The following is a 23,101-nucleotide window of genomic DNA, read 5'->3' as shown; positions in this document are numbered from 1 at the left end:
GGATCGCGCCAGAACGCGTTCACCAGCGGATCGGCTCGGCCGACCGGATCCAGGAAGATCGGCGTTCCCTGCCTGGCCCCGTTCCGCTCGGCACGCCGACGGACATCACCTACACCCGAAACCAGATCCTCAATCGATACGAACTCCCGCCGGAAATCGTAGAAGTCGAGATACCACCCATCTGGAGCCCACCTCTCAGCCTCGCGCACCCCACGTCCTTCCTGTCGCTGATCGGAACATCATTCGTCTCCAGATCACCGACAGATGTGTTGGGCAGTGAATCGGCGCCAGCACGAGCTGGAAGCGGGCCGGGTAGCGGGCCACACCGTCGCGCCGGGCGATGCGGACTTCCCCTTCCTCCAGTGGCGTCCGCATCGCCTCCAGCACCTTCGTGCCGAGTTCGGCGCATTCGTCGAGGAACAGCACGCCGCGGTGGGCCCGGCTGACCGCGCCGGGGCGGGCGGTCCCCGAACCACCGCCGATCATCGCGGTCACCGAGGTCGAATGGTGCGGGGCGACGAACGGTGGCGCGGTGATCAACGGGTGATCACCGGCGAGCGTGCCCGCCATGGAGTGGATCGCGGTGACCTCCAGCGCCTCGGTCTCCGTGAGTGGCGGCAGCAGGCTCGGAAGACGTTGCGCCAGCATGGTTTTGCCGATACCCGGTGGTCCGGTGAGCAGCAAGTGGTGCCCGCCCGCCGCGGCGAACTCCAAGGCCCAGCGGGCTTCGTCCTGACCAACCACCTCGCTGAGATCGCCGCCCTGCCGCACCGTATCCGGCAGGTCACCATCCGGCTCGTCGAGCGCGCCTTCCTCGCGCAGCCACGCCACCACGCCGCGCAGACTGCGCGCTCCGAGGACCTCGATGCCCTCGACCAGTCCGGCCTCGGCCATGGTCACCGCGGGCACCACGACGGTCGACCAGCCTGCCTTGCGCGCCGCGAGCACGGCGGGCAGGATGCCGCGCACTCGCCGCACCCGCCCGTCCAGCGCGAGCTCGCCGAGCAGCACCGTCTTCGCGAGCCGTTCGGAGGGGACCGAACCGGACGCGTCCAGCACGGCGACCGCGAGTGCCAGGTCGTAGACGCTGCCCAGCTTCGGCAAAGTCGCGGGCGACAACGCGAGCACCACCCGGCCGTCGGGCCACTTCTCGCCGGAGTTCGCCACCGCGGAGCGGACCCGGTCGCGCGATTCCTGCAACGCGGTGTCGGGGAGCCCGACCAGATGGACCGAGGGAAGGCCCTGGCCGATATCGGCTTCGATTTCGATGAGCAGGCCGTCCACGCCGGTGACCGCGACCGAATGCGCCCGGCCGAGGGCCATTCAGAACACCGCCTCGAGATGATCGATGACCGGTGTCCGGCCACGCTGCGCCAGCACCGACACCACGTCGAACCGTATGCGCCGCCACGGTCCGTCCTGCTCGGCCAGCCACAGCAGGGCCAGCCGTCGGATCCGTTGCCGCTTGGCGAAGGTGACCGACTCCGCAGGAGTGCCGAAACCCAGACCCGAACGCGTTTTGACCTCGATGAACGCGGTCACATCCCCGTCTTTGGCGATGAGATCGAGTTCGCCGTATCGGCAACGCCAGTTCCTGGCGATGATCTCCATCCCCGCGGCGCGCAGAAACGCTGCCGCCAGTTCCTCCCCGTGCGCGCCGAGCGCCTGATTTTCCGTCACCCGGCCAGCGTGCGCGGGGACCGAATCAGCTCAGCGCCGCCGACCTGGGGAATCGGAAAACCTGTTGATAACCGAGTCGCTGTGCAGAACTGCCGGCCTGCTCACTCGGGCAGCCGCAGGTCCGGCTTCTCCAACTCCTCGATGTTGACGTCCTTGAAGGTGATGACCCGGACGTGCTTGACGAAGCGGGCCGGGCGGTACATGTCCCACACCCACGCGTCGCTCATCCGCACCTCGAAGTACACCTCGCCATCCGCGTTCTGCGGCCGCAGCTCCACGGAGTTGGCGAGGTAGAAGCGGCGCTCGGTCTCCACCACGTACGAAAACTGACCGACGATGTCCTTGTACTCGCGATACAGCGAGAGCTCCATCTCGGTTTCGTACTTCTCGAGGTCCTCGGCACTCATCGGGTGGGACGTCCTCCTTCTCGCCGCATCGCGTCGTATGGTCACATCATCGCGCATGCGCTGCGTCGGTAGCCACTCGGCCAGCCGTACGCTCGTTCGGAAACTGCTCTGACAGGGCTTCGTCCAGTCCTTCGGCCAGTACGGCGTCCGCGACGTCGGCCGCCGTCGCGACCGGCCGCAGCCCGGCGGCTTCGCGCACATTGCGCCAGGAGCGGCGGTGCTCGCTGCTGGGTCCGAGGCGGTGCAATGCGGCGGTGTGCTCGGGCGTGTTGTAGCCCTTGTGGGCTGCGAAGCCGTAGCCGGGGAATCGCTGGTCCAGCTCGACCATGAGGCGGTCCCTGGTGACCTTGGCCAGAATGCTGGCCGCCGCGATGCAGGCCGCCGCACCGTCGCCCCCGATCACCGGCAGCGAGGGCACAGGGATGCCGGGTACCCGGAATCCATCGGTGAGCACGTAGCCAGGCGTGCGCCCGAGCCCGGCCACGGCGCGGCGCATGCCCTCGATATTGGCGACGTGGATGCCGATCGAGTCGATCTCCCAGGCCGGGATGACGACCACCCGGTAGGCCAGCGCCAGCCGGACGATCACCGGGTACAGCTCTTCCCGGGTGGCCTCGGTGAGCTTCTTGGAATCGTCGAGGCCGGCCAGCTTGTCATATGCCTTCGGAGCGAGCAGGCATGCCGCCACCACCAGCGGTCCCGCGCACGGACCGCGCCCCGCTTCGTCGACGCCGGCGACAGGGCCGAGGCCACTGCGGATCAAAGCCGCCTCGAGCGTGCGCAAACCTCCGGCCCTGCGCATCACCACACGCGGCGGCCAACCGTTACCCACCGGCACTCGACCTTGCCCCACCATCCAATTATCCTGCGTCCGAGCGGTCAGTTCTCCTGCGGATTCTCCGCACGCACCGGTCCGATCCGGCCGGGCGGCCAGATCTTGAACACCGCCTTGCCGCGCACGTTCTCCACGGGGATGGTGCCCTGCAGTTCGTCGGTGATATGGGCGCGGGAATCGGCGCTCTGATTGCGGTTGTCGCCCATCACCCACAGATGTCCCTCGGGCACTTTCACGGGCTTGAATTCGCGCCCTCCCCCCGGGCCGTAGGGCTGGCCCGGCACGTACGGGGCGAGGTAGCGGGCATACGGCTCGTCCAGGGGCTTGCCGTCCACGATGACCCGGCCCTGCGCGTCACAGCACTGCACGGTCTGGCCGCCGACCGCGATCACGCGCTTCACCAGATCGTTCTCGTCCGGCGGCACCAGGCCGAAGAACGAGAAGAAGTTCTGCACGCCACGCACGGCGGCGTTGTCCGAGCGGATCGACTTGTAGGTGGTGTTCCACGAGGGCGGGCCGACGAACACGACCACGTCCCCCGGCTGCGGATCACCCCAGTAGTAACTCAGCTTCTGCACATAGATGCGGTCACCGGTGCAACCGGCGCAGCCGTGCAACGTGGTTTCCATCGACTCCGACGGAATCACGTACGGCCGACCGACGAACGTGACCATCAACGCGGCGATCACCGCGGCGATCACGATGAGGATCGGCAATTCCTGCCAGAACGGCCGCTGCTTCTTCTTCGGTCGCCGCTTGGCGCGACCTACCCGCGAATTCTCGTCGCCCGACTCGGACACCGACACCGACCCACTTTCGTCTGCCACGCCGAACAGATTAGCCCGGCAGCGAAACCGAAGTCCGATGCCGGGCTGAGGAAGATCTGCTGTGCCGAGAAGCTAGCTCAGCGCTTTTCCTTGATCTTGGCGGCCTTGCCGCGCAGCTCGCGCAGGTAGTACAGCTTGGCGCGGCGAACATCACCGCGGGTCACGACATCGATGTGGTCGATGTTCGGGCTGTGCACCGGGAAGGTGCGCTCCACGCCGACACCGAACGACACCTTGCGCACCGTGAAGGTCTCGCGGATGCCACCACCCTGGCGGCGGATCACGACGCCCTTGAAGACCTGGATGCGCTCCTTCGAGCCTTCGATGACCTTCACGTGCACGTTCAGCGTGTCGCCCGGGCGGAACTCGGGGACGTCGCTACGCAGCGACTTTTCGTCGACGAAGTCAAGGGTGTTCATTTCCATCCTTATGGTTTCGCGCGAACAGAGGACCCTGGCGGCACTCGAAGTGCTCGGCCGGTTCATGCTCCGAATTAGGGGGTGCGCCGGGTCGACAACCACCCAGGGCAACCTGAGCATTGTGCCAGATCGGCGCGCCACGGAAGAAATCGGCCTGGGCGACGGGCGCGGCGGCGCCCTCTCACGCTACGGCCCGCGCGGGGTGCGAGACAGCGCGGCGGTGGTGAACTCAGCGCGGCGAGCGGCCGATGCGTCGTCTCCTGCCCGTTCAGGACTCGGGCGGGAGGATCGGTGACGCGAAGACTTCCTCCAGCGGGGTGGGGCCGGTGTAGCGGCGGCACTGGCAACCGACCCATTCCCGCAGGCCGTGCGTGCCCTTACGGGAGATCTCGGCGTGACAAGTGCCGGTGGCGCGGTCGTGCAGCGCCAGGTCGTGACCGCAACCGCAGCGCGCGGGAAGGCTGCCTCCCGGCCGGGCTCGCCGCCGATGCCCGAATCTGCCACATGCCCAGCCGACACCGACCAAACCGGCACCGACCGCGAGACTGAAGGGATCCAACACGGTCACAGTATACGTATACGCATAGCCTCGGATCCCACGAATGGCGGCATCCGAAACCCGCCCGCCTCCCGGGCGACGGCGGGAAACCGAGGAGATCGCAGACCCTCGTGCACCGACGCGACGCGGCAGGTCGTCTCGGCCGTGCTCCGCTCAGTGGTTCTGTTCGCCGGAGATCGCGTCCTGGGCGGACGGCGAGCTGGGCGTATGCAGCGAACCATGGTCGGAATGCCACAGCGAATGGTGCCGGTGCGGGGCGGGCGGAGCGGGCACGACCGTCCGAGTGAGTTCCGCTTCCGCCGCTGTGCGGACATGCTCGACGTCCGGTTTCCCCGCGACCAGATCCTGCACGAAGATCTTGGCGCGGATGACCGGTCGGCGATAGCGCCGTTCCCGGACGATGGCCCGGTACATCATGCGTCTGCGGTCGGCGTAACGCCAGCGCGCCCAGGGCGCGCCGGGGCGGCTCAGGCGCAGCGCACCGACGAACAGCAGCGGCAGGAAGAACATGCCGAACAGGCCGGTCCAAATCTTCCCTTTGGCGATCACGATCGCGGCGAGGGCAAGGTTGACCACCGCGAACACGACGACGAAAGCGCGGACCTCCACGCTCGGGTCGCGCCGGAAGTCGTTGATGTCCAGCATCCACAGCGGGTGGAAGCCCAGCAGCAGCAAACCGGTCACGGCGAGCGCGACGAACACCGCGTCCACCGACGTGCGTCCCTGTTTCTCCCAGTACACGTCGCGCAGATAGAAGATCAGCGCGAATTCGTCGAGAACCAGCGCGGCGCCCACACCGAAGAGCGCGGCGAGGATGCCCGCGGTGGCCATGCCGGCGCTCTGGTACTGGGCGACCATGCCGACCCCGGAGGACAGCACCAGGATCACACCGAACACCATGTGGTGGATATGCGTGTCACCGGCCCGCAGATTGCCCGGCCACCAGCGCACCCGCGCGCGGATCAGCCGGACACTGACGCGGATGACCAGGAATCCGACGATGAATCCGAGCAGGAAGCACAGCAACGGCAGCCGCCCTTGGGCGATCACGTCCTCGTGGAGCCACCGTCGCATGGCCGCTACTTCCTCCCGCGCGTCGGACTACTGGCCGAAACCCGCCCTGCGCAGCGCGTCCGCCATCGAGCCGCTCGGAGCGGGGGCGTTGCGGCGCTGATTGCCTCCGCGCCCCTGTCCTTGATTGCGGTTCTGGCCCTGCTGCTTGTTCTGGCCATTCTGCCGCTGCCGCTGCTCCCCGCCCGCGGGTCGGCCGCCCTGGCCGCGCTGCCGGTTGTCGCCGCCTTTGGCGGGTGTGCCGGGCTCGTCGTCCAGGCGCAGGGACAGCCCGATGCGCTGACGCGCCACGTCCACCTCGAGCACCTTCACCTTGACCACGTCGCCGGACTTGACCACTTCGCGCGGGTCCTTGACGAAGTTGTGCGACATCGCCGAAACGTGCACCAGGCCGTCCTGGTGCACCCCCACGTCGACGAACGCGCCGAACGCGGCCACATTCGTCACCACGCCCTCGAGCACCATGCCCGGTTTCAGGTCGGCGACCTTCTCCACGCCCGCGGCGAACTCGGCGGTCTTGAATTCCGGACGCGGGTCGCGGCCCGGCTTCTCCAGCTCGGCGATGATGTCGGTGACCGTGGGGACGCCGAAGCGCTCGTCGGTGAACTCACCGGCGCGCAGCGAACGCAGCACCGTGGTGTTGCCGATGACCTCCGCGATGGGGCGACCGGTCGATGCCAGGATGCGCCGCACCACCGGATACGCCTCGGGGTGCACCGCGGAGGTGTCCAGCGGATCGTCGCCGCCGCGGATGCGCAGGAAGCCCGCACACTGTTCGAACGCCTTCGGCCCCAGGCGCGGGACGTCGAGCAGCGCGGTCCTGCTGCGGAACGGGCCGTTCTGGTCCCGATGCGCCACAATGCTTTCCGCCACCGAACCGGCGATGCCGGATACCCGCGACAGCAGCGGCACCGAGGCCGTGTTCACGTCGACGCCGACCGCGTTCACCGCGTCCTCGACCACCGCGCCCAGCGAGCGGGCCAACAGCGATTCGGACACGTCGTGCTGGTACTGACCGACGCCGATGGACTTCGGATCGATCTTCACCAGCTCGGCCAGCGGGTCCTGCAAACGCCGCGCGATCGACACCGCGCCGCGCAGCGAGACGTCCAGGTCGGGAAGTTCCTGCGAGGCGTAGGCGGAAGCGGAGTACACCGAGGCGCCCGCCTCGGAGACCACGATCTTGGTGGGCTTGTTCTCCGGGATGCGCGAGATCAGCTCGGCGGCGAGGGCGTCGGTCTCGCGCGAGGCGGTGCCGTTGCCGATGGCGATGAGCTCCACGCCGAAGCGGGCGACCAGCGCGCCGAGCACCGCCAGCGACTTCTCGGTCTGGCCCTGCGGTTTGTGCGGGTAGATCACCTCGGTGGCGACCACCTTGCCGGTGGCGTCGACCACCGCGACCTTCACCCCGGTGCGGTAGCCGGGATCCAGCCCCATGGTCGTGCGGGTGCCCGCGGGGGCGGCGAGCAGCAGATCGCGCAGATTCGCGGCGAACACGTCGACCGCGTCCTTCTCCGCCGCCTGCCGTAGCCGCATCCTGGTGTCGATACCCAGGCTGACCTGCAACTTGGTGCGCCACGCCCAGCGCACGGTGTCCAGCAGCCAGGAGTCGGCGCGGCGGCCGCGGTCGGCGATGCCGAAGCGGGCGGCGATGCGACCCTCGTAGATGGTGCGCTCGCCCGGCTGCGGCTCCTCGGTGTCGGGCTCGAGGTGCAGTGTGAGCACCTCCTCCTTCTCCCCGCGCAGCAGCGCGAGGATGCGGTGGGAGGGCAGCTTGTCGAACGGCTCGCTGAACTCGAAGTAGTCGGCGAACTTCGCGCCCGCCTCCTCCTTTCCCGCGCGCACCGTCGAGGTGACCTGCCCACGGTTCCACATCAGTTCGCGCAGCTCGCCGACCAGGTCGGCGTCCTCGGCGAAGCGTTCCACCAGGATGGCGCGCGCGCCGTCGAGCTGCTCGGCGGTGTACTGCGCCGGATCGGTGTCGGGATCCTCGATCAGGGCGTCGGCCACCGGTTCGTGCCCGGCCTCGCGCGCGATCTGCGCCTTGGTGCGCCGCTTCGGCTTGTACGGCAGGTAGATGTCCTCGAGCCGCGCCTTGGTCTCGGCGAGCAGGATCTGCCGGTGCAGGGCGTCGTCGAGTTTGCCCTGGCCGCGGATCGATTCGAGGATCGCGGCCCGGCGCTCGTCGAGTTCGCGCAGGTAATGCAGACGTTCGTCGAGCATGCGCAGCTGCGCGTCGTCCAACCCGCCGGTGACCTCCTTGCGGTACCGGGCGATGAACGGCACCGTCGAGCCCGCGTCGAGCAACTCGACGGCGGCGCGCACCTGGGTCTCGCGCACCGCGAGTTCCTCGGCGATGCGACGGTTCACGCTGGCTGGGCCCGCGGTGTCGGAGCGTGGCACGGCGGGTGTGGACTCTGCACTGGCAGTCTCGGGCGCTGTCGTCACGTCGGAGACACTACCGCTCCCCCGCCTCTCCGCGTCTTCTGCCGGTCGCGGGTACCCGGCCGTTCCGCTGCGCGCCGGCGGTAGCGCGCCGGGCCGATTTCTACGGGGTCTCCTTCGACGACGCGAGGATCGCCCGGGCTATTTCCCGCATTTCGGCCTTGCGGACCTTGCCGGTGACCGTCATCGGGAATTCCTCGACCACGTGCACGTAGCGGGGAATCTTGAAGTGCGCCAGCTTGCCGGTGGCGAACTCGCGCACGGCCGCGGCGTCCAACGGCGGTGCGCCCGCGCGCATCCGGACCCAGGCCATCAGCTCCTCGCCGTACTTCGGATCCGGCACGCCGATCACCTGCGCGTCCAGGATGTCGGGATGGGTGTAGAGGAATTCCTCGATCTCACGCGGATAGACGTTCTCGCCGCCTCGGATGACCATGTCCTTGATCCGGCCGGTGACGGCCAGATAGCCCTCGTCGTCCATCACGCCGATATCGCCGGTGTGCATCCACCGGGCGGCATCGATGGCCTCGGCGGTCTTGTCCGGATCGTTCCAGTACCCGAGCATCACCGAGTAGCCGCGGGTGCACAGTTCACCGGGTTCGCCGCGCGGCACCGTGAGACCCGTTGCGGGATCGACGATCTTGACCTCCAGATGCGGCCCGACCCGGCCGACCGTGGCGGTGCGCCGGTCGATGCCGTCGTCGCGCCGGGTCTGGGTGGAGACCGGGGATGTTTCCGTCATGCCGTAGCAGATGCACACCTCGCGCATGCCCATTCGTTCGATCACTCGCTTCATCACCTCGACCGGGCACGGTGAGCCCGCCATGATCCCGGTGCGCAGCGTGGACAGCTCCACGGTGGCCGAATCCAGTTCGGCGAGCATGTCGATGAACATCGTCGGCACGCCGTAGAGCGAGGTGCAGCGCTCGGCCTCGACCGCGGCCAGCGTCGCCTTCGGATCGAACGACGGCGCCGGGATCACAACCGCCGCACCGTGGCTCGTGCTCGCGAGATTGCCCATGACCATCCCGAAACAGTGGTAGAAGGGAGTCGGGACGCAGATGCGGTCGTGTTCGGTGTATCCGCACAGCTCACCGACGAAATACCCGTTGTTCAGGATGTTGTGGTGGCTGAGCGTGGCGCCCTTCGGGAAACCTGTGGTGCCCGAGGTGTACTGGATGTTGATCGGGTCGTCGGCCGACAGCAGCGCGCCGAGCGTGGCGAGCCGATCGGCGTCGACCTCGGTGCGGGCCAGCGTGTCCCACTCGGGTGTGCCGAGGACGAGCACCTGCGCCAGCTCCGGGCAGTTCGGCCGGACCTGCTCGATCATCGCGACGTAATCCGAGGACTTGAACCGCTCGGCCGCGAGGAGCATCCGGACGCCGGCCTGGCGCAGCACGTACTCCAGTTCGCTGGTGCGATACGCCGGATTGATGTTGACCAGGATCGCGCCGATCTTCGCCGTGGCGTACTGCGCGATGAACCATTCCGCGCAGTTCGGCGCCCAGATGCCGACCCGGTCGCCCTTGCCGATGCCGCGGCCCGCCAGACCGCACGCGAGGGCGTCGACCGCGGCGCCGAGCGCACGGTAGGTCCAGCGCCGCCCGGTCGGCCGGTCCACCAGCGCTTCCCGGTCCGGGAACGCCGCCACCGTGCGATCGAGATTGCCGCCGATGGTGTCACCGAGCAGCGGGACGTCCGAGACCCCGGAGGCGTAACTGGGCAGGGGCGCCTGCGTCATCGGGCACCCCCCTGCCGCAGCACGAAGCGCTGCACCTTGCCACTGGGCGTCTTCGGCAGGCTCGGCACGAAGTGGACCCTGCGCGGATAGGCGTGCGCGGCGAACTTCTTCTTCACCAGGCTCTGCAATTCGGCTTCCAACTCCGGGCCGCCCGCGGCGCCCTCGCGCAGCACGACGAACGCCTCGAGCACTTCGCCGCGCAGTTCGTCCGGCATGCCCACCACGGCCGCTTCCGCGACCTGCTCGTGCAGCACCAGCACGCTCTCCACCTCGAACGGGCCGATGCGGTAGCCCGCCATGATGATCACGTCGTCGTCGCGCGCCGAGAAACGGAAGAAGCCGTCGGCGTCCTGCGAGCCCGCGTCGCCGGTCAGATACCAGCGGCCGTCGGCGGTGTAGCGCTGGGCGGTGCGTTCCGGGGCGTCGAGGTAGCCGAGGAACCACAGCAGCGGGCTGTGTTCGGTGTCGATCGCGACGCGGCCCAGTTCACCTGCGGGCGCGAGGGTGTCGGCGTCGTCGGCGAGCACGGCGCAGGTCCATCCGGGCAATGAGCGGCCCATCGATCCCGCGGGAGTCTCGGTGTCGAGGTCCTCGTGCCAGGCGTTGCAGATGACCATCCCGTGCTCGGTCTGGCCGTAGTGATCGCGCACCGCGACACCCAGATGCTCCACGGACCAGGCGACGACCTCGGGTGTGAGCGGCTCCCCCGCCGACGACGCGCGGCGCAGCCTGGAGTGCACCGGAGGCGTGGCGCTGTCGGCGCGCAGCGCGCGATACACGGTCGGGGCGGCCGCGAAGTTGGTGACGCCGAAGGTTTCCAGCACCTGCCAGGTGAGCGGGGCGGAGAAACCCGCGTGCAGCAGGATGCTGCGGACGCCGGTGGCCAGCGGGCCGAGGATGGCGTAGTAGAGGCCGTAGGCCCAGCCCGGATCGGCGGCGTTCCAGAAGACGTCGTCGGGCCGGACGTCCAGCGCGAATTCCTGGTACGCGTGGAAGGAGGCGAGCGCGCGCAGCGGGATCGGGACGCCTTTGGGCGTGCCCGTTGTGCCGCTGGTGAACAGCTGGACCAGCAGGCCGTCCCCGCCCACCGCGACGGTATGGGCGCTCGGGTGGGTCGCCGAACGAGTCTCGAGCAGTTCGTCCATCCGCAGGGCTCCCTCGGGAACCTCCCCTCCGGCGACGACGAGTCGCCAGGGCGGGTCCGCGGGCAGATCCGGCCCGGCCGCCAGTTTCGGCGCCTGGTCGGCATCGGCGATGACGACCGTGGCACGGGCGGCGTTCAACCGCAGGGCGATGGCGGGCGGCGCGAAGGCGGTGAACAGCGGAACGTGCACCGCGCCGCGGCGCCAGATGCCGAGCAGTGCGACCACCAGGTCCGCCGACTTCGCCATCAGCGTGGCCACGCGGTGGCCGGGTTCGACACCCAGTTCGGCCAGGGCGGCGGCGAAGCGGGCGGAACGTTCGCGCAGTTCGCCGTAGGTGAGATCGATCGAGGACAAGTCGGCTTCGACGATCGTGAAGGCGACCCGGTCGGCCGGATGCCGATCGCACAGCAGGTCCGCCGCCGACGCGTCGGCGCGGTCGTAGCAGTCCAGCAGTTCGCGCACCCGCTGATTCAGGTCGGTGCCCATCTTCGGTTCTCCTCGTTCTGTGATCCGGCGCAACCCGGGTGTGCAATAGGATGTGGGTCACATCCCGCTGCCCACTACCCCCGAAAAGGGGTGAGTCTCGTGACCCACACCGCTCTGCTGCGGCCGCGCGACCGCGACGCGCTGCGTGCCGAGATCCGCTGGGTGGCGAGCGCTGCGGGCGTGCCGGTCGCGTTCGGCGGCGAAGTGCACGGAGACGCGCTGCTGCTGTCGGAATTCGTGGGCACGCTGACCAACGGCCTGCGCGGCCTGGCCGTCGTCCGGACCTCGGGGCTGGGCGGCCGGGTAATGGATTCCGGACGGCCCGCCGCGGTCACCGACTATCGCCGCGCGTCCTCGATCACCCACGACTACGACGGGCCGGTTTCCGGCGAGGGCATCCGCTCCGTGCTCGCCGTGCCCGTGGTGGTGGACCGATGCCCCCGCGCGGTGCTCTATGCCGCGACCCGTGGCGTGAGCCCGCTGGGCGACCGCACCGCTGATCTCGTCGTCCAGGCCGGTCGCCGCCTGGCCACCGAGATCGCGGTGCGCGACGAGGTCGACCGTCGGCTGCGCATGCTGGAGGTGGCCGCGCCGTCGGCCGCGACGGCACCGGCCATCACCGAGGAACTGCGCGACATCCACGCCGAACTGCGCGGTATGGCGCGCTCCACCGAGGACGACCGGTTGCGCGGACGCCTGCACGCGGTGTGCGAACGACTCACCCGGGTCCTGACCGGCGAGCCGCACCCCGACAGCCCGAAACTGTCCCGCCGCGAACTCGACGTGCTCTCCCAGATCGCCTTGGGTTGCACCAATCAGGAGACGGCGCAACGTCTTTCGCTCGGTCCGGAAACCGTGAAGAGCTATCTGCGCAACGCGATGGTCAAACTCGACGCCCACTCCCGGCACGAGGCGGTGGCGGCGGCCCGCCGCCACGGCTTACTGCCGTGAGCGACCCGCGCCCGCGATATGCCTCGACGGTGACCGATATCGAGCTTTGGTGAACGAGACAGCAGGCCCACCCCGCAGCCGTCCCGACCCACTGAGCCGCTGATCGAACCGGCGACCGGGAATCACGGAACGCGACGCGCGTCCGTTCGGACTACGCAGCTCCGCGCCACGGAAGCCGTGTTCGACCTGTGGCGCTGATCCGCCGAGCGGGCGGTTCCGGGCTATCGTCCGGGTTCGCGCACCGTGTCCTGGTCCGGAAGCAGATCCGGGCGGCGTTCGCGGGTCCTGGCGAGAGCTTGTTCGCGCCGCCAGGCGGCCACTTTCGCGTGGTCGCCGGACAGCAGGATCGGCGGGACGTCGAGGCCGCGCCAGGTGACCGGGCGGGTGTAACTGGGGCCTTCGAGCAAGCCGTCGGAGAACGAATCCTCTTGATGGGACTGCTGATTGCCGAGCACGCCGGGCAGCAGCCGGACCACGGCTTCGGTCATCACCAGCACAGCCGCCTCGCCGCCGATCAGCACGTAGTCGCCGACGCTGACCTCCTCCACCCGCACACGGCGCGCGGCGTCGTCGAAAACGCGCTGGTCGATGCCCTCGTAGCGGCCGCAGGCGAACACGAGATGGCGCTCTGCGGCCCAGCGGTGCGCGGTCGCCTGCGTGAACGGCACGCCCGCCGGAGTGGGGACCACGAGCAGCGCGTCATCGGGACAGACCTCGTCGAGCGCGTCACCCCACACGGTCGGCTTCATCACCATGCCGGGCCCGCCCCCGTAGGGAGCGTCGTCGACCGACTTGTGCACGTCGTGGGTCCAGCGGCGCAGGTCGTGCACCGCGAGGGAGATCAGGCCCTTGTCGATCGCCTTACCGAGCAGTGCCGTGCGCAGCGGCTCCAGGTACTCCGGGAAGATCGTGACGACGTCGATTCTCATCCCTGTCTCCTCTCGCCGCCGGGCCGCCTCGCACCGGCCGGGTGAGCGACGCGCGATCCGGGCTCGCGCCGCATCATTCGGGGTCGAGCAGACCCTCGGGCGGATCGATCACGATCACACCGTCGGCGAGAGACACCGTGGGCACGATGGCGGTGACGAACGGGATCAAGATCTCCCGTCCGTCCTCGGCGGCGCGCACGTCGAGTAGTTCCCCGGCGGCGGAGTGCAGCACTTCACGCACGGAGCCGACCACGGTGCCGTCGAGGAGCCGGACCTCCAGCCCCTCCAGCTCGTGGTCGTAGAACTCGTCCGGATCCTCGGAAGGCGGGAGTTCGGCGCTGTCGACCACGAACAGCATGCCGCGCAGCGCGTCGGACCCGGTGCGGTCGGTCACGCCGTCCAGGCACACCAGAAGCCGGCCCGAGTGCTCCCGGGCCGACTCCACGGTGAACTCGCGGATCTCCGCCGCCCGGGGCAGCCGGCCGCGCAATGTCGTGCCCGGCGCGAAACGCGCTTCGGGCTCGTCGGTGCGTACCTCGACGACGAGTTCGCCGCGCACGCCGTGCGACTTGGCGACCCGTCCGACGACGAGTTCCATCTACTGGTCGGTGTCGACCACGTCGACCCGGATGCCCCGGCCGCCGATACCGGCCACGAGGGTGCGCAGCGCGGTCGCGGTACGTCCGCCGCGGCCGATCACCTTACCCAGGTCATCGGGATGGACGTGCACCTCGACGGTGCGCCCGCGGCGGCCGGTGATCAGCTCGACGCGGACGTCGTCGGGGTTGGCGACGATGCCGCGCACCAAGTGCTCGACGGCATCGGCGACGACGGCGCTCACTGTTCCATCACCTCGAGACGCAACTCACCCGTCGGGGCCGATCTGTGCACGGCTCGGGACGGGTATCGGGTGGACGGGTGAGGCCGGCTCATTACTCGGCGGCCTCGGCGGACTCGGCGCCCTCTTCGGCGTCCTTCTTGCCCTTCTTCTTGGGGGTGACCGCCTCGGCGACCGGCTCGTTGTCGGCTGCGGCCAGCGCGGCGTTGAACAGGTCCAGCTTGGAGGGCTTGGCCGGCTTGGACTTCAGGGTGCCCTCGGCGCCCTCGATGCCCTTGAACTTCTGCCAGTCGCCGGTGATCTTCAGCAGCTGGAGGACCGGCTCGGTCGGCTGCGCGCCGACGCCCAGCCAGTACTGCACGCGCTCGGAGTTGATCTCGATCAGCGAGGGCTCTTCCTTCGGGTGGTACTTGCCGATGGACTCGATGGCCCGGCCGTCGCGGCGGGTGCGGGCGTCGGCGACGACGACGCGGTACTGCGGGTTGCGGATCTTGCCCAGGCGGGTGAGCTTGATGCGAACAGCCACTGCTGATCTGCCTTTCGTTGGTTGGTCACGACGCAATTCGGCGACCCGCATGGTCTGCGAGCCCGGTTTTGCGCTTTCGAGTGTGTGACCGCCGCGCGGTACGGAACCGGAGACGGGCTGCCACTTGTCCGGAAGGACGGTGGTCCATTGTGCCAGACCGCATGATCACGCCGGAAATCGCGTCCTCGGTGCGGCTAGGCCGGAGCGGTGGCGGTGAGCGCGCGGGTGGGCACCCAGGGACCGCCCCACCACATCTGCCATCCCACGGGGCGCAGGGTGAGGGCTGTCGCGCCGTGCGCTGCCACGACAGCGCGGTAATCGCGGGTCTTGCCGATATCCACGATGACCAGCTTGCCGCCGGGACGCAGGACGCGGCACGCCTCCCGGACCGCGCTCGCGCGGCCCTCGGCGGTCTTGATGGTGTGAATCGCCAAGCTGGAGACGACGACGTCGAACGCGCCGTCCGGAAAGGGCATGCGGGTCATGTCGCCGGTGCGCAACTCGATCCGGTCGGCGACGTTCTCGGCGAGCGCGTTCTGCTCGGCGGTGGCCGGGATGTTCCCGCAGTGGTCGGCCGAGCACCACAGGTCCAGGCCCACCGCGCGCCCGGCGGGCAGGCGCCGCGCGGCGGCGAGCAGCACCGCCCCGCGGCCGCATCCCATGTCCAGTAGTCGTTCGTCGCCGCGCAGGTCGAGGTCGTCGAGCAGACCCGCCCAGACCCGGAACTTGCCCCGGCGGGTCGCGTGCAGGAACAGCCCGAACTGCGCCGCCAGCACGACGCCGATGAGCAGGAGCAGCAGGCTCGGGCGCAGCTGCCCGAACAGCGCCACCACCAGGGCGGCGGCGAGATACCCGACCGCGAGAACTCCCAGCAACAGCAGCACCGACGGCGCGTCGATACCGTACGAGGCGCGCCACGGAGGGGCTATCATCGGCCGATTGTATCCAGCGCCAACGGCATTCGGACCCGGTTCTCGCTCGTCAGCGCACCAGCGGAGCAAAAGTGCGTCCGGCGAGCTCGACCGCGCCCGCCTCGTGCCCGTTGAACACCATGTTGATGATCAGTCCGTCGACGCCCTGGTCCAGCACGCGGGTCCGCAGCTGTTCGGCAACATCGTCTGGTGTGCCGACGAACTGACGGTCGGCCGGACTCTGCGCGCGCTCGGAGTCCGACATCGCCGACAGGTCGATACCCATGCGGCTCAGGTAATCCCGCTGCTGCTTGCGTACCAGATCGCCGTCCTCGTCCATCATCACGAAGCACAGGTAGCTGGTCTCCAGGGTCTGCGGGTCCCGGCCGGCTTCGGCACAGCGTGCCCGCAGCGCCTCGATCTTGCGCGGCAGTTCGGAGGCGTTGCAGATGATGTTGAGGTGGTCGGCGAAGCGGGCGGCCAGGCCGAAGGTCTTCTTCTCGCCGCTGCCGCCGAGCAGGATCGGCAGATCGTCGCGGACGCGCGGCTCGTTCATGGCCTGCTCGACCTGATACCACTTGCCCTGGAACGTGGGGCGTTCCCCGCGCAGCATCGGCTGGATGATCCGCAGGGCCTCCTCCAGCCGCTCGAAGCGGTCGGTGAACGTTCCGAATTCGTAGCCGAAGGAGCGGTGCTCGAGTTCGAACCAGCCCGCGCCGATGCCGAGCACCGCGCGGCCACCGCTGACCACGTCCAGCGTCGTGACGGTCTTGGCGAGCATGGCCGGGTTGCGGTAGGTGTTGCCGGTGACCAACGCCGACAACTGGATTCGCTCCGTCGCCGTGGCCAGACCGCCGAGCGCGGTGTACGCCTCGAGCATCGGCTCGTCGGGCGTGCCGATGCCGGGCAGCTGATAGAAGTGGTCCATTACGAAGGCCGTGTCGAAACCGGCGGCTTCGGCCTCTCGGGCCTGCGCGACAACCGTGGGGAAGAGTTCGCGCACCGACTTGCCGTAGCTGAAGTTGGGCATCTGATAACCGAGGCGAATCGTCACGGAATCCGACCTTACGCCGCGTCGGCGAACGCGCGGGTGAGCCGCGATGACGAGTTATCGATGGCCGGTGACCGGGCCGTGCGCGCCGTACACGCGCCCGCGCAGGACGACGGCGTACGGCGTGCCGAGCGTTTCCGGATGGGTGCGCGGATCCGCTTGATAGACGACGAAATCCGCGGGCGCACCGTCTTCGATGCCGGGCCGCCCGAGCCAGTCGCGGGCATTCCAGGAAGCCGCGCCGAGCGCGTCGTGCGGGGACAGGCCCGCGGCGCCGAGCGCGGCGATCTCGTCGGCGATGCGCCCGTGGCGAATGGAGCCGCCCGCGTCGGTGCCCGCGAAGATCGGCACGCCCGCCTCGTGCGCGGCGGCGACCGTGCCGCGCACCCGACGGTGCAGATCGCGCATGTGCGAGGCGTATACGGGGAATTTGCCCGCGCTGTCGGCGATGTCGGGGAAGGTGTCGATATTGACCAGGGTGGGGACCAGAGCGGTGCGGTGCTCGACCATCATCTCGATGGTTTCGTCGGTGAGGCCGGTGCCGTGCTCCAGGCAGTCGATACCGGCGTTGATCAAGCCGGGTAGCGCGTCCTCGCCGAAGACGTGCGCGGTGACCCGGGCGCCGTTGGCGTGCGCCGCGTCGATGGCCTCCTTGAGGATCGCGTCGCTCCACAGTGGACGCAGGTCGCCCATGGAGCGGTCGATCCAGTCGCCGACGATCTTGACCCAGCCGTCGCCGAGGCGGGCCTGCTCGGCGACGATCTCCGGCAGATCGCGTTCGTCGTCGAGTTCGATGCCCAGTTCGCGGATGTAGCGCTTCGGGCGGGCGATGTGGCGGCCCGCGCGGATGATCCGCGGCAGGTCCTCGTGGTCGTCGATGAAACGGGTGTCGATCGGCGAGCCCGCGTCGCGCAGCAGCAGCGCCCCGGCGTCACGCTCGGTCTCGGCTTGCGCGACGGCGCCCGCGCGGTCCTCGTGGCCGCCGCCGTACCGGATCCCGACGTGGCAGTGCGCGTCGACCAGCCCCGGCACGATCCATCCCGCGTCGCACAGCGTTTCGGCGCCCGGTACGGGTTCGAAGGACACCAGGCCGTCCCGCACCCAGAGATCGCGCACCTCGTCTTCGGGGAGAACCACACCTCGCAGATGCACGAACAACCTCCTGGATGTCACCGGCCGCCTCCAACCTACTGGGCGATTCCCGCGACAGTCATCCACGCACCGAGTGACCGCGGGACGGCGACGCCCATCCGACCGAAGGGTCCTGCCGCGGCGAAGTGCCCTACTTCTTCGGGAACTTCAGCTTGCTGAGGTCGAACCCCTCCAACCCGGGCGGCAACTCGTCCAAACCGGCGGGCATGTTCGACAGGTCGGGCATACCTGCGGGCATGCCGGGCATTCCAGGCATGCCCGGGAAGCCGCCGCGCACCTTCGGCGGCGTGGGGCCGCGGCCACCCTTCTTACCCTTCTTGCCCTTCTTCGCGTTGCCGCGGCGGCTGCCGGGCAGCCCCATCTGGCGGCCCATCATCGCCATCATCTTCTTGGCCTCGAAGAAGCGGTCGACGAGCTGATTGACGTCGGAGACCTGAACGCCGGAACCGTTGGCGATGCGCAGGCGGCGGGAGGCGTTGATGATCTTCGGATTCGCCCGTTCGGCCGGGGTCATGCCGCGGATGATCGCCTGCACGCGATCGAGCTGCTTGTCGTCGACCTGCGCGAGCATGTCCTTCATCTGGCCCGCGCCCGGCAGCATGCCGAGCAGGTTGCCGATCGGGCCCATCTTGCGGATGGCCAGCATCTGGTCGAGGAAGTCCTCGAGGGTGAGCTCGCCGCTGCCGATCTTGCGCGCGGCCTCCTCGGCCTGCTTGGCGTCGTAGACCTGCTCGGCCTGCTCGATCAGGGTGAGCACGTCACCCATGCCGAGGATGCGGCTGGCCATACGGTCCGGGTGGAAGACGTCGAAGTCCTCGAGCTTCTCACCGGTCGAGGCGTACAGGATCGGCACACCGGTGACCTCGCGGACGCTCAGCGCCGCGCCACCGCGGGCGTCGCCGTCGAGCTTGGTGAGCACCACACCGGTGAAGCCGACGCCGTCGCGGAACGCCTCGGCGGTGTTGACCGCGTCCTGGCCGATCATCGCGTCGAGCACGAACAGGGTCTCGTCCGGTTGCACGGCGTCGCGGATGCCCGCCGCTTGGCGCATGAGTTCCTCGTCGATGCCGAGGCGGCCCGCGGTGTCGACGATGACGACGTCGTACTGCTTCTGGCGCGCCTCCTCGACACCGCCGCGCGCCACGTTCACCGGATCGGCGGCCGAGATGCCCAGCGGGTTCTCCCCGCCGCCGACGGACGTGCCGGGGTGCGGCGCGTAGACGGGCACGCCCGCGCGCTCGCCGACCACTTGCAGCTGGGTGACGGCGCCGGGACGCTGCAGGTCGCACGCCACCAGCAGTGGCTGATGCCCCTGCCCCTTCAGCAATTTCGCCAGCTTGCCCGCGAGCGTGGTCTTACCGGAACCCTGCAGACCGGCCAGCATGACCACCGTCGGCGGGTTCTTGGCCAGGTTCAGCCGCCTGGTCTCGCCGCCGAGGATGCCGACGAGTTCCTCGTTGACGATCTTCACGACCTGCTGGGCCGGGTTCAGCGCCGCGCTGACCTCCGCGCCCTTGGCGCGCTCCTTGATCCGTCCGATGAAGCCGCGGACGACGGGCAGCGCGACGTCGGCCTCCAGCAGCGCGAGGCGGATCTCGCGGCAGGTGGCGTCGATGTCGGCCGGTGACAGACGCCCCTTACCGCGCAGATCCTTGAGGGCACCGGTAAGCCGGTCGGACAGGGATTCGAACACCGATCGCGCTCCTGATCTCGGGGGACGTCACATTCTCTCCCAGGGTAATGGGATCACCCGCGTGTTCGCGCAGGCGGTGCGTCCTTCCGGGCCGAGCGCGGGCCTGCTAGTCGAGCACGCGGCGGCGCGGCTTGGCGGTTTTGCGGTAGTCGTGGTTCTCCTCGGCGACCATGAAGACCGCCTCGTTGGCGGTCAGGCCCAGTTCCAGGGCCAGGTCGTCGAGCACCGCCCACTCCGCCGTGCTCGGGATGGGCGAGGTCGCGACCCTGGACGCGATCGTCATCGCGGTCACCGCCTGTCGCCCGGTCAACGTGCGACCCGGAAGCCAGGAGACCACCCAGCGGTCGCCGCCGACGCAGCGGGCCATGTGCGTGGTCTCGTCACTCGTCATCGTGGACGCCGAAACGACTTCGATTGCCATCGACCTGCTCCCCTCGTGCTCGCGATAGCCGGACGCCCTAGATCGTATGGTCCGGCCGCCGAGCGGGAGTTCGGATGCAGCAAATATCCTGCAACAGATTGATCACCGGATTACTCGCAGCTAGCGGCTACTTTCCGGATCGGAAGCAGTCGCTTCTGGCGGTTTGGGCGCAGTTTTGGGAACCACCGCGAGGAGCGCTTTCTCGATCGCTTCCCGGCGGGCGGGGCCGTCCTCGGATCCCAGATCCAGACAGAAGCTGTCGACCACCGCCGACCCCATCGTGACGACCTTGGCCCAGCGGACGTCGGCTCCGCAGGCGGCCAGTTCGGCGGCCAGGCGGCTGAGCAGGCCGACCCGGTCCTCGGCGCGCAACTCCAGGATCACCTGGCCGGGTGCGGAGGTGTCCGACCAGATCACTCGGGGCCGAGCCTGCGCGTACCTGCTCCGGCCGATGGTGCTCGCCTCCCGCTCGCGTTTGGCCAGCGCCCCGGGCACATCCAGATCGCCGGCCGTGGCGCGGATCAGTTCCTGGCGCAGCAGGCCCGGGTCCGGCGGATCGCCGAATGTGGGAGCGACGACGAAAGTGTCCACCGCGGACGCGCCTTCGACCCCCAGCGCGGCCGACAGCACCCGCAGCGAGTGCAGCGCGAGGACGCCGGCGGCGTCGGAGAGCAGCCCTGGGCTGTCCGGCGCGATGACGGTCACCGTGTAGGTGTGTTTACTCTCACCCGGCTTCAGATCCACGTGCACCCCGCCCGCTCGGGCCTTCTCGATCAGCTCCGGTGCGATCGGCTCCGGCGTCGGCAGCTGGTCGCCGGCCATGACCATTCGGCAGCGGCGGACCAGCTCACCGATCAACGAGGCCTTCCAGTCGCCCCATACGCCGGGACCGGTGGCCAGCGAGTCCGCCTCGGCCAGGGTGTGCAGCAGTTCCAGCAGCTGCGGATCGCCGTCGAGGGTGTCGACGACGGAGCGCACCGTCTCCGGATCGGACAGGTCGCGCCGGGTGGCGGTTTCCGGCAGCAGCAGGTGGTGGCGGACGATCGCGCTGAGCGTCCGCACGTCCGAGGGCCACAAACCGAGGCGGCGGCCGATGTGCGTGGCGAGTTCCGCGCCGACGAGGCTGTGATCGCCCGCGCGCCCCTTGCCGATGTCGTGCAGCAGCGCGCCGAGGGCGAGCAGGTCCGGGCGGGCCACCCGGGTGCTCAGGCCGCCCGCGTAGGCGACCGTCTCCATGAGGTGGCGGTCGACGGTCCAGATGTGCTGGACATCGCGCGGCGGCAGGTCGCGCACGGCGCCCCATTCCGGCAGCAGCCTGCCCCACAGTCCGGTCCGGTCGAGCGCCTCGACCGCGTCGATGGTGCCGCGGCCCGCGCCCAACAGGACCAGCAGGTCGTTGAGGGCGTCCTTGGGCCACGGCTCGCGTAGCTCGGGGGCGTCCTCGGAGAGCCGGTTGAGGGTGGTGGCCGACATCGGCAGGCCGGTCTGCGCGGACGCCGCCGCCACGCGCAGGATGAGGCCGGGATCGCGCTGCGGGCGGGCATCCCGGGCCAGCACGACCTCGCCCGCGTGCTCGACCACTCCCTCGTCCAGCGGCCTGCGCACCGGCATCCGGCGCAGGCGCGCCAAGCCCCGGCGCGGCAGCGCGTTGGCCGCGGTGCGCAACCCGACGTCCACGGAGTAACTGACCGTCCGGGCCGAATCGCTCAGGGTGCGAGCCAGATCGAACCGATCGCCGACGCGCAGGGCCGCGCCGATCTCGTCGGCGTCCTGCGCCCGCAGCTGGTCGCGGGCCCGGCCCGCCACCCGGTGCAGCTCGGTGCGTACGTCGAGCAGGCGCCGATGCGCCTGTTTCAATCCGCCGCCGGGCACGTCCGGACCGAGGCCGGGCATGGCGTCGGTCAGCTGGGCGATGGCCAGCGCGTCGAGCAGCTGGATGTCGCGCAGGCCGCCGCGCCCGTTCTTCAGATCGGGCTCGGCGCGGTGGGCGATCTCGCCGTTGCGCTCCCATCGGGTGTGCGCCTGGGCGATGAGCTCGTCGAAGCGGGAGCGGATGCCGGTGCGCCATTCCCGGCGCACCCCGCCGATCAGCAGATTGCTCAAGTCCTGGTCGCCGACGATGTGCCTGGCCTCGAGCATGCCCAGCGCGGCGATGAGATCGTCCGCGGCCACCCGCAACGCCTGCGGAACGGTCCGCACACTGTGGTCGAGTTTGATGTGCGCGTCCCACAGCGGATACCAGAGCTGATCGGCGACCTCGGCCACCCGGGCCGGGTCGACGTCGTCGTGCAGAAGCACCAGATCCAGATCGGAGTACGGCAGCATCTCGCCGCGGCCCAGACCGCCGACCGCCACCACGGCCAAGCCGCTGTCGGGGGCGATGCCCAGTTCCGCGCCCTTGCTCGTGAGCCACAGTTCGTAGAGGTCGACCAAGGCATGGCGCAGCGACTCGGCGTCCAGCCGGGGATTGCGCGGCTGGCCGCCGTCGAGCAGTTGGGTTCGCGCGCGGACCAGGTCGGCCGCCCCGTTGGACACCTTGCCGCTGCCTCCGGTGACCTTCGGCTCACCGTCGTGCTCGTACTGACTACCCACAACCCACCGCCCAGTTCATGCGCGCGGCCCCGCCCCGGCCGGAGCTCCGGCGGGAGCGGGGCCGCCGCTCGATCGATATCCCGCTACAGCGCGTCGGTGCCGCGTTCGCCGGTCCGGACCCGGATGATGGACTCCACCGGGGTGACCCAGACCTTGCCGTCGCCGATCTTGCCGGTGCGGGAGGCCTCCACGATCACTTCCACGACCTTGTCGACGGACGCGTCGTCCACGACGACCTCCACGCGGACCTTCGGCACGAAGTCGACGGAGTACTCCGCGCCGCGGTACACCTCGGTGTGCCCCTTCTGCCGGCCGTACCCTTGGACCTCGCTGACGGTCATGCCCAGCACACCCGCCTGCTCGAGCCCGGACTTGACGTCCTCGAGCGTGAACGGTTTGACGATTGCGGTGATCAGTTTCAT

The 23,101-nt window shown here is 69.4% G+C and carries 22 protein-coding genes and 1 pseudogene; 1 reads left to right on the top strand and 22 read right to left on the bottom strand.

Annotation, left to right across the window (positions count from 1 at the left end; translation table 11 throughout):
- Positions 1-270: 270 nt before the first annotated feature.
- The 11 genes and pseudogenes from ACZ6DL_RS02385 to ACZ6DL_RS02335 form a co-directional block, all read right to left on the bottom strand.
- Positions 271-1,323 (bottom strand): annotated as a pseudogene (locus tag ACZ6DL_RS02385) (YifB family Mg chelatase-like AAA ATPase); the annotation flags it as partial.
- Positions 1,324-1,680: a YraN family protein gene (locus ACZ6DL_RS02380; RefSeq protein WP_466048506.1), complete on the bottom strand. Its 357-nt coding sequence runs from the start codon at positions 1,678-1,680 to the stop codon at positions 1,324-1,326. It abuts the pseudogene before it with no gap.
- 101 nt (positions 1,681-1,781) lie between these two features.
- Complete coding sequence (locus ACZ6DL_RS02375) at positions 1,782-2,087, bottom strand: DUF2469 domain-containing protein (protein ID WP_011210678.1); 306 nt, start codon at positions 2,085-2,087, stop codon at positions 1,782-1,784.
- Positions 2,088-2,133: 46 nt separating this feature from the next.
- A complete protein-coding gene (locus tag ACZ6DL_RS02370) occupies positions 2,134-2,919 on the bottom strand; it encodes a ribonuclease HII (RefSeq protein ID WP_466049523.1) in 786 nt (261 codons plus the stop codon).
- A gap of 47 nt (positions 2,920-2,966) precedes the next feature.
- A complete protein-coding gene (lepB, locus tag ACZ6DL_RS02365) occupies positions 2,967-3,749 on the bottom strand; it encodes a signal peptidase I (protein WP_040868300.1) in 783 nt (260 codons plus the stop codon).
- Positions 3,750-3,826: 77 nt separating this feature from the next.
- Positions 3,827-4,168, bottom strand: a complete 342-nt coding sequence (gene rplS / locus ACZ6DL_RS02360; protein WP_040780792.1) for a 50S ribosomal protein L19 — start codon at positions 4,166-4,168, stop codon at positions 3,827-3,829.
- 268 nt (positions 4,169-4,436) lie between these two features.
- Positions 4,437-4,730, bottom strand: a complete 294-nt coding sequence (locus tag ACZ6DL_RS02355) for a hypothetical protein (protein ID WP_040868301.1) — start codon at positions 4,728-4,730, stop codon at positions 4,437-4,439.
- A 150-nt stretch (positions 4,731-4,880) separates the two neighbouring features.
- Positions 4,881-5,801 carry a hypothetical protein gene (locus ACZ6DL_RS02350; protein ID WP_466048505.1) on the bottom strand — a complete coding sequence of 307 codons (921 nt, stop codon included), beginning with the start codon at positions 5,799-5,801 and terminating at the stop codon, positions 4,881-4,883.
- A gap of 27 nt (positions 5,802-5,828) precedes the next feature.
- Positions 5,829-8,246, bottom strand: a complete 2,418-nt coding sequence (locus ACZ6DL_RS02345; protein WP_466048503.1) for a Tex family protein — start codon at positions 8,244-8,246, stop codon at positions 5,829-5,831.
- A 100-nt stretch (positions 8,247-8,346) separates the two neighbouring features.
- The gene (locus tag ACZ6DL_RS02340) at positions 8,347-9,984 is read right to left on the bottom strand and encodes an AMP-binding protein (RefSeq protein WP_466048502.1); all 1,638 of its coding nucleotides are present in this window, start codon (positions 9,982-9,984) and stop codon (positions 8,347-8,349) included.
- Entirely contained in the window at positions 9,981-11,615 is a 1,635-nt protein-coding gene (locus tag ACZ6DL_RS02335) for an AMP-binding protein (protein WP_466048500.1), read from the bottom strand. The genes ACZ6DL_RS02340 and ACZ6DL_RS02335 overlap by 4 nt, the downstream gene beginning before the upstream one ends.
- Positions 11,616-11,714: 99 nt before the next feature.
- On the opposite strand from ACZ6DL_RS02335, the gene ACZ6DL_RS02330 reads away from it, so the two are divergent.
- Positions 11,715-12,566 carry a LuxR C-terminal-related transcriptional regulator gene (locus tag ACZ6DL_RS02330; RefSeq protein ID WP_466048499.1) on the top strand — a complete coding sequence of 284 codons (852 nt, stop codon included), beginning with the start codon at positions 11,715-11,717 and terminating at the stop codon, positions 12,564-12,566.
- Between the two features lie 221 nt (positions 12,567-12,787).
- Here ACZ6DL_RS02330 and trmD read toward each other — a convergent pair whose 3' ends face one another.
- The 11 genes from trmD to ACZ6DL_RS02275 form a co-directional block, all read right to left on the bottom strand.
- Positions 12,788-13,495 carry a tRNA (guanosine(37)-N1)-methyltransferase TrmD gene (gene trmD, locus ACZ6DL_RS02325; RefSeq protein ID WP_466048497.1) on the bottom strand — a complete coding sequence of 236 codons (708 nt, stop codon included), beginning with the start codon at positions 13,493-13,495 and terminating at the stop codon, positions 12,788-12,790.
- A gap of 73 nt (positions 13,496-13,568) precedes the next feature.
- Entirely contained in the window at positions 13,569-14,093 is a 525-nt protein-coding gene (gene rimM, locus ACZ6DL_RS02320; RefSeq protein ID WP_466048496.1) for a ribosome maturation factor RimM, read from the bottom strand.
- Entirely contained in the window at positions 14,094-14,336 is a 243-nt protein-coding gene (locus ACZ6DL_RS02315; RefSeq protein ID WP_011210690.1) for an RNA-binding protein, read from the bottom strand.
- Positions 14,337-14,427: 91 nt separating this feature from the next.
- Entirely contained in the window at positions 14,428-14,859 is a 432-nt protein-coding gene (gene rpsP / locus ACZ6DL_RS02310) for a 30S ribosomal protein S16 (protein ID WP_357116297.1), read from the bottom strand.
- Between the two features lie 194 nt (positions 14,860-15,053).
- Positions 15,054-15,791, bottom strand: coding sequence for a class I SAM-dependent methyltransferase (locus tag ACZ6DL_RS02305; RefSeq protein WP_393228398.1), 738 nt, complete (start codon positions 15,789-15,791; stop codon positions 15,054-15,056).
- Positions 15,792-15,840: 49 nt separating this feature from the next.
- Positions 15,841-16,824 carry an LLM class F420-dependent oxidoreductase gene (locus tag ACZ6DL_RS02300; RefSeq protein ID WP_040868319.1) on the bottom strand — a complete coding sequence of 328 codons (984 nt, stop codon included), beginning with the start codon at positions 16,822-16,824 and terminating at the stop codon, positions 15,841-15,843.
- 54 nt (positions 16,825-16,878) lie between these two features.
- Positions 16,879-17,973, bottom strand: a complete 1,095-nt coding sequence (locus ACZ6DL_RS02295) for an amidohydrolase family protein (protein ID WP_466048494.1) — start codon at positions 17,971-17,973, stop codon at positions 16,879-16,881.
- Between the two features lie 130 nt (positions 17,974-18,103).
- Complete coding sequence (ffh, locus tag ACZ6DL_RS02290; protein WP_466048492.1) at positions 18,104-19,666, bottom strand: signal recognition particle protein; 1,563 nt, start codon at positions 19,664-19,666, stop codon at positions 18,104-18,106.
- 106 nt (positions 19,667-19,772) lie between these two features.
- The gene (locus ACZ6DL_RS02285; RefSeq protein WP_040868323.1) at positions 19,773-20,087 is read right to left on the bottom strand and encodes a hypothetical protein; all 315 of its coding nucleotides are present in this window, start codon (positions 20,085-20,087) and stop codon (positions 19,773-19,775) included.
- Between the two features lie 120 nt (positions 20,088-20,207).
- A complete protein-coding gene (locus tag ACZ6DL_RS02280) occupies positions 20,208-22,679 on the bottom strand; it encodes a [protein-PII] uridylyltransferase (RefSeq protein ID WP_466048490.1) in 2,472 nt (823 codons plus the stop codon).
- 83 nt (positions 22,680-22,762) lie between these two features.
- Positions 22,763-23,101 (bottom strand): P-II family nitrogen regulator, encoded by a 339-nt coding sequence (locus ACZ6DL_RS02275; protein WP_040868325.1) that lies wholly within the window; start codon positions 23,099-23,101, stop codon positions 22,763-22,765.

This window comes from Nocardia sp. NPDC041819 (assembly GCF_055590505.1).
This window is presented reverse-complemented; position numbering and strand designations above follow the sequence as displayed.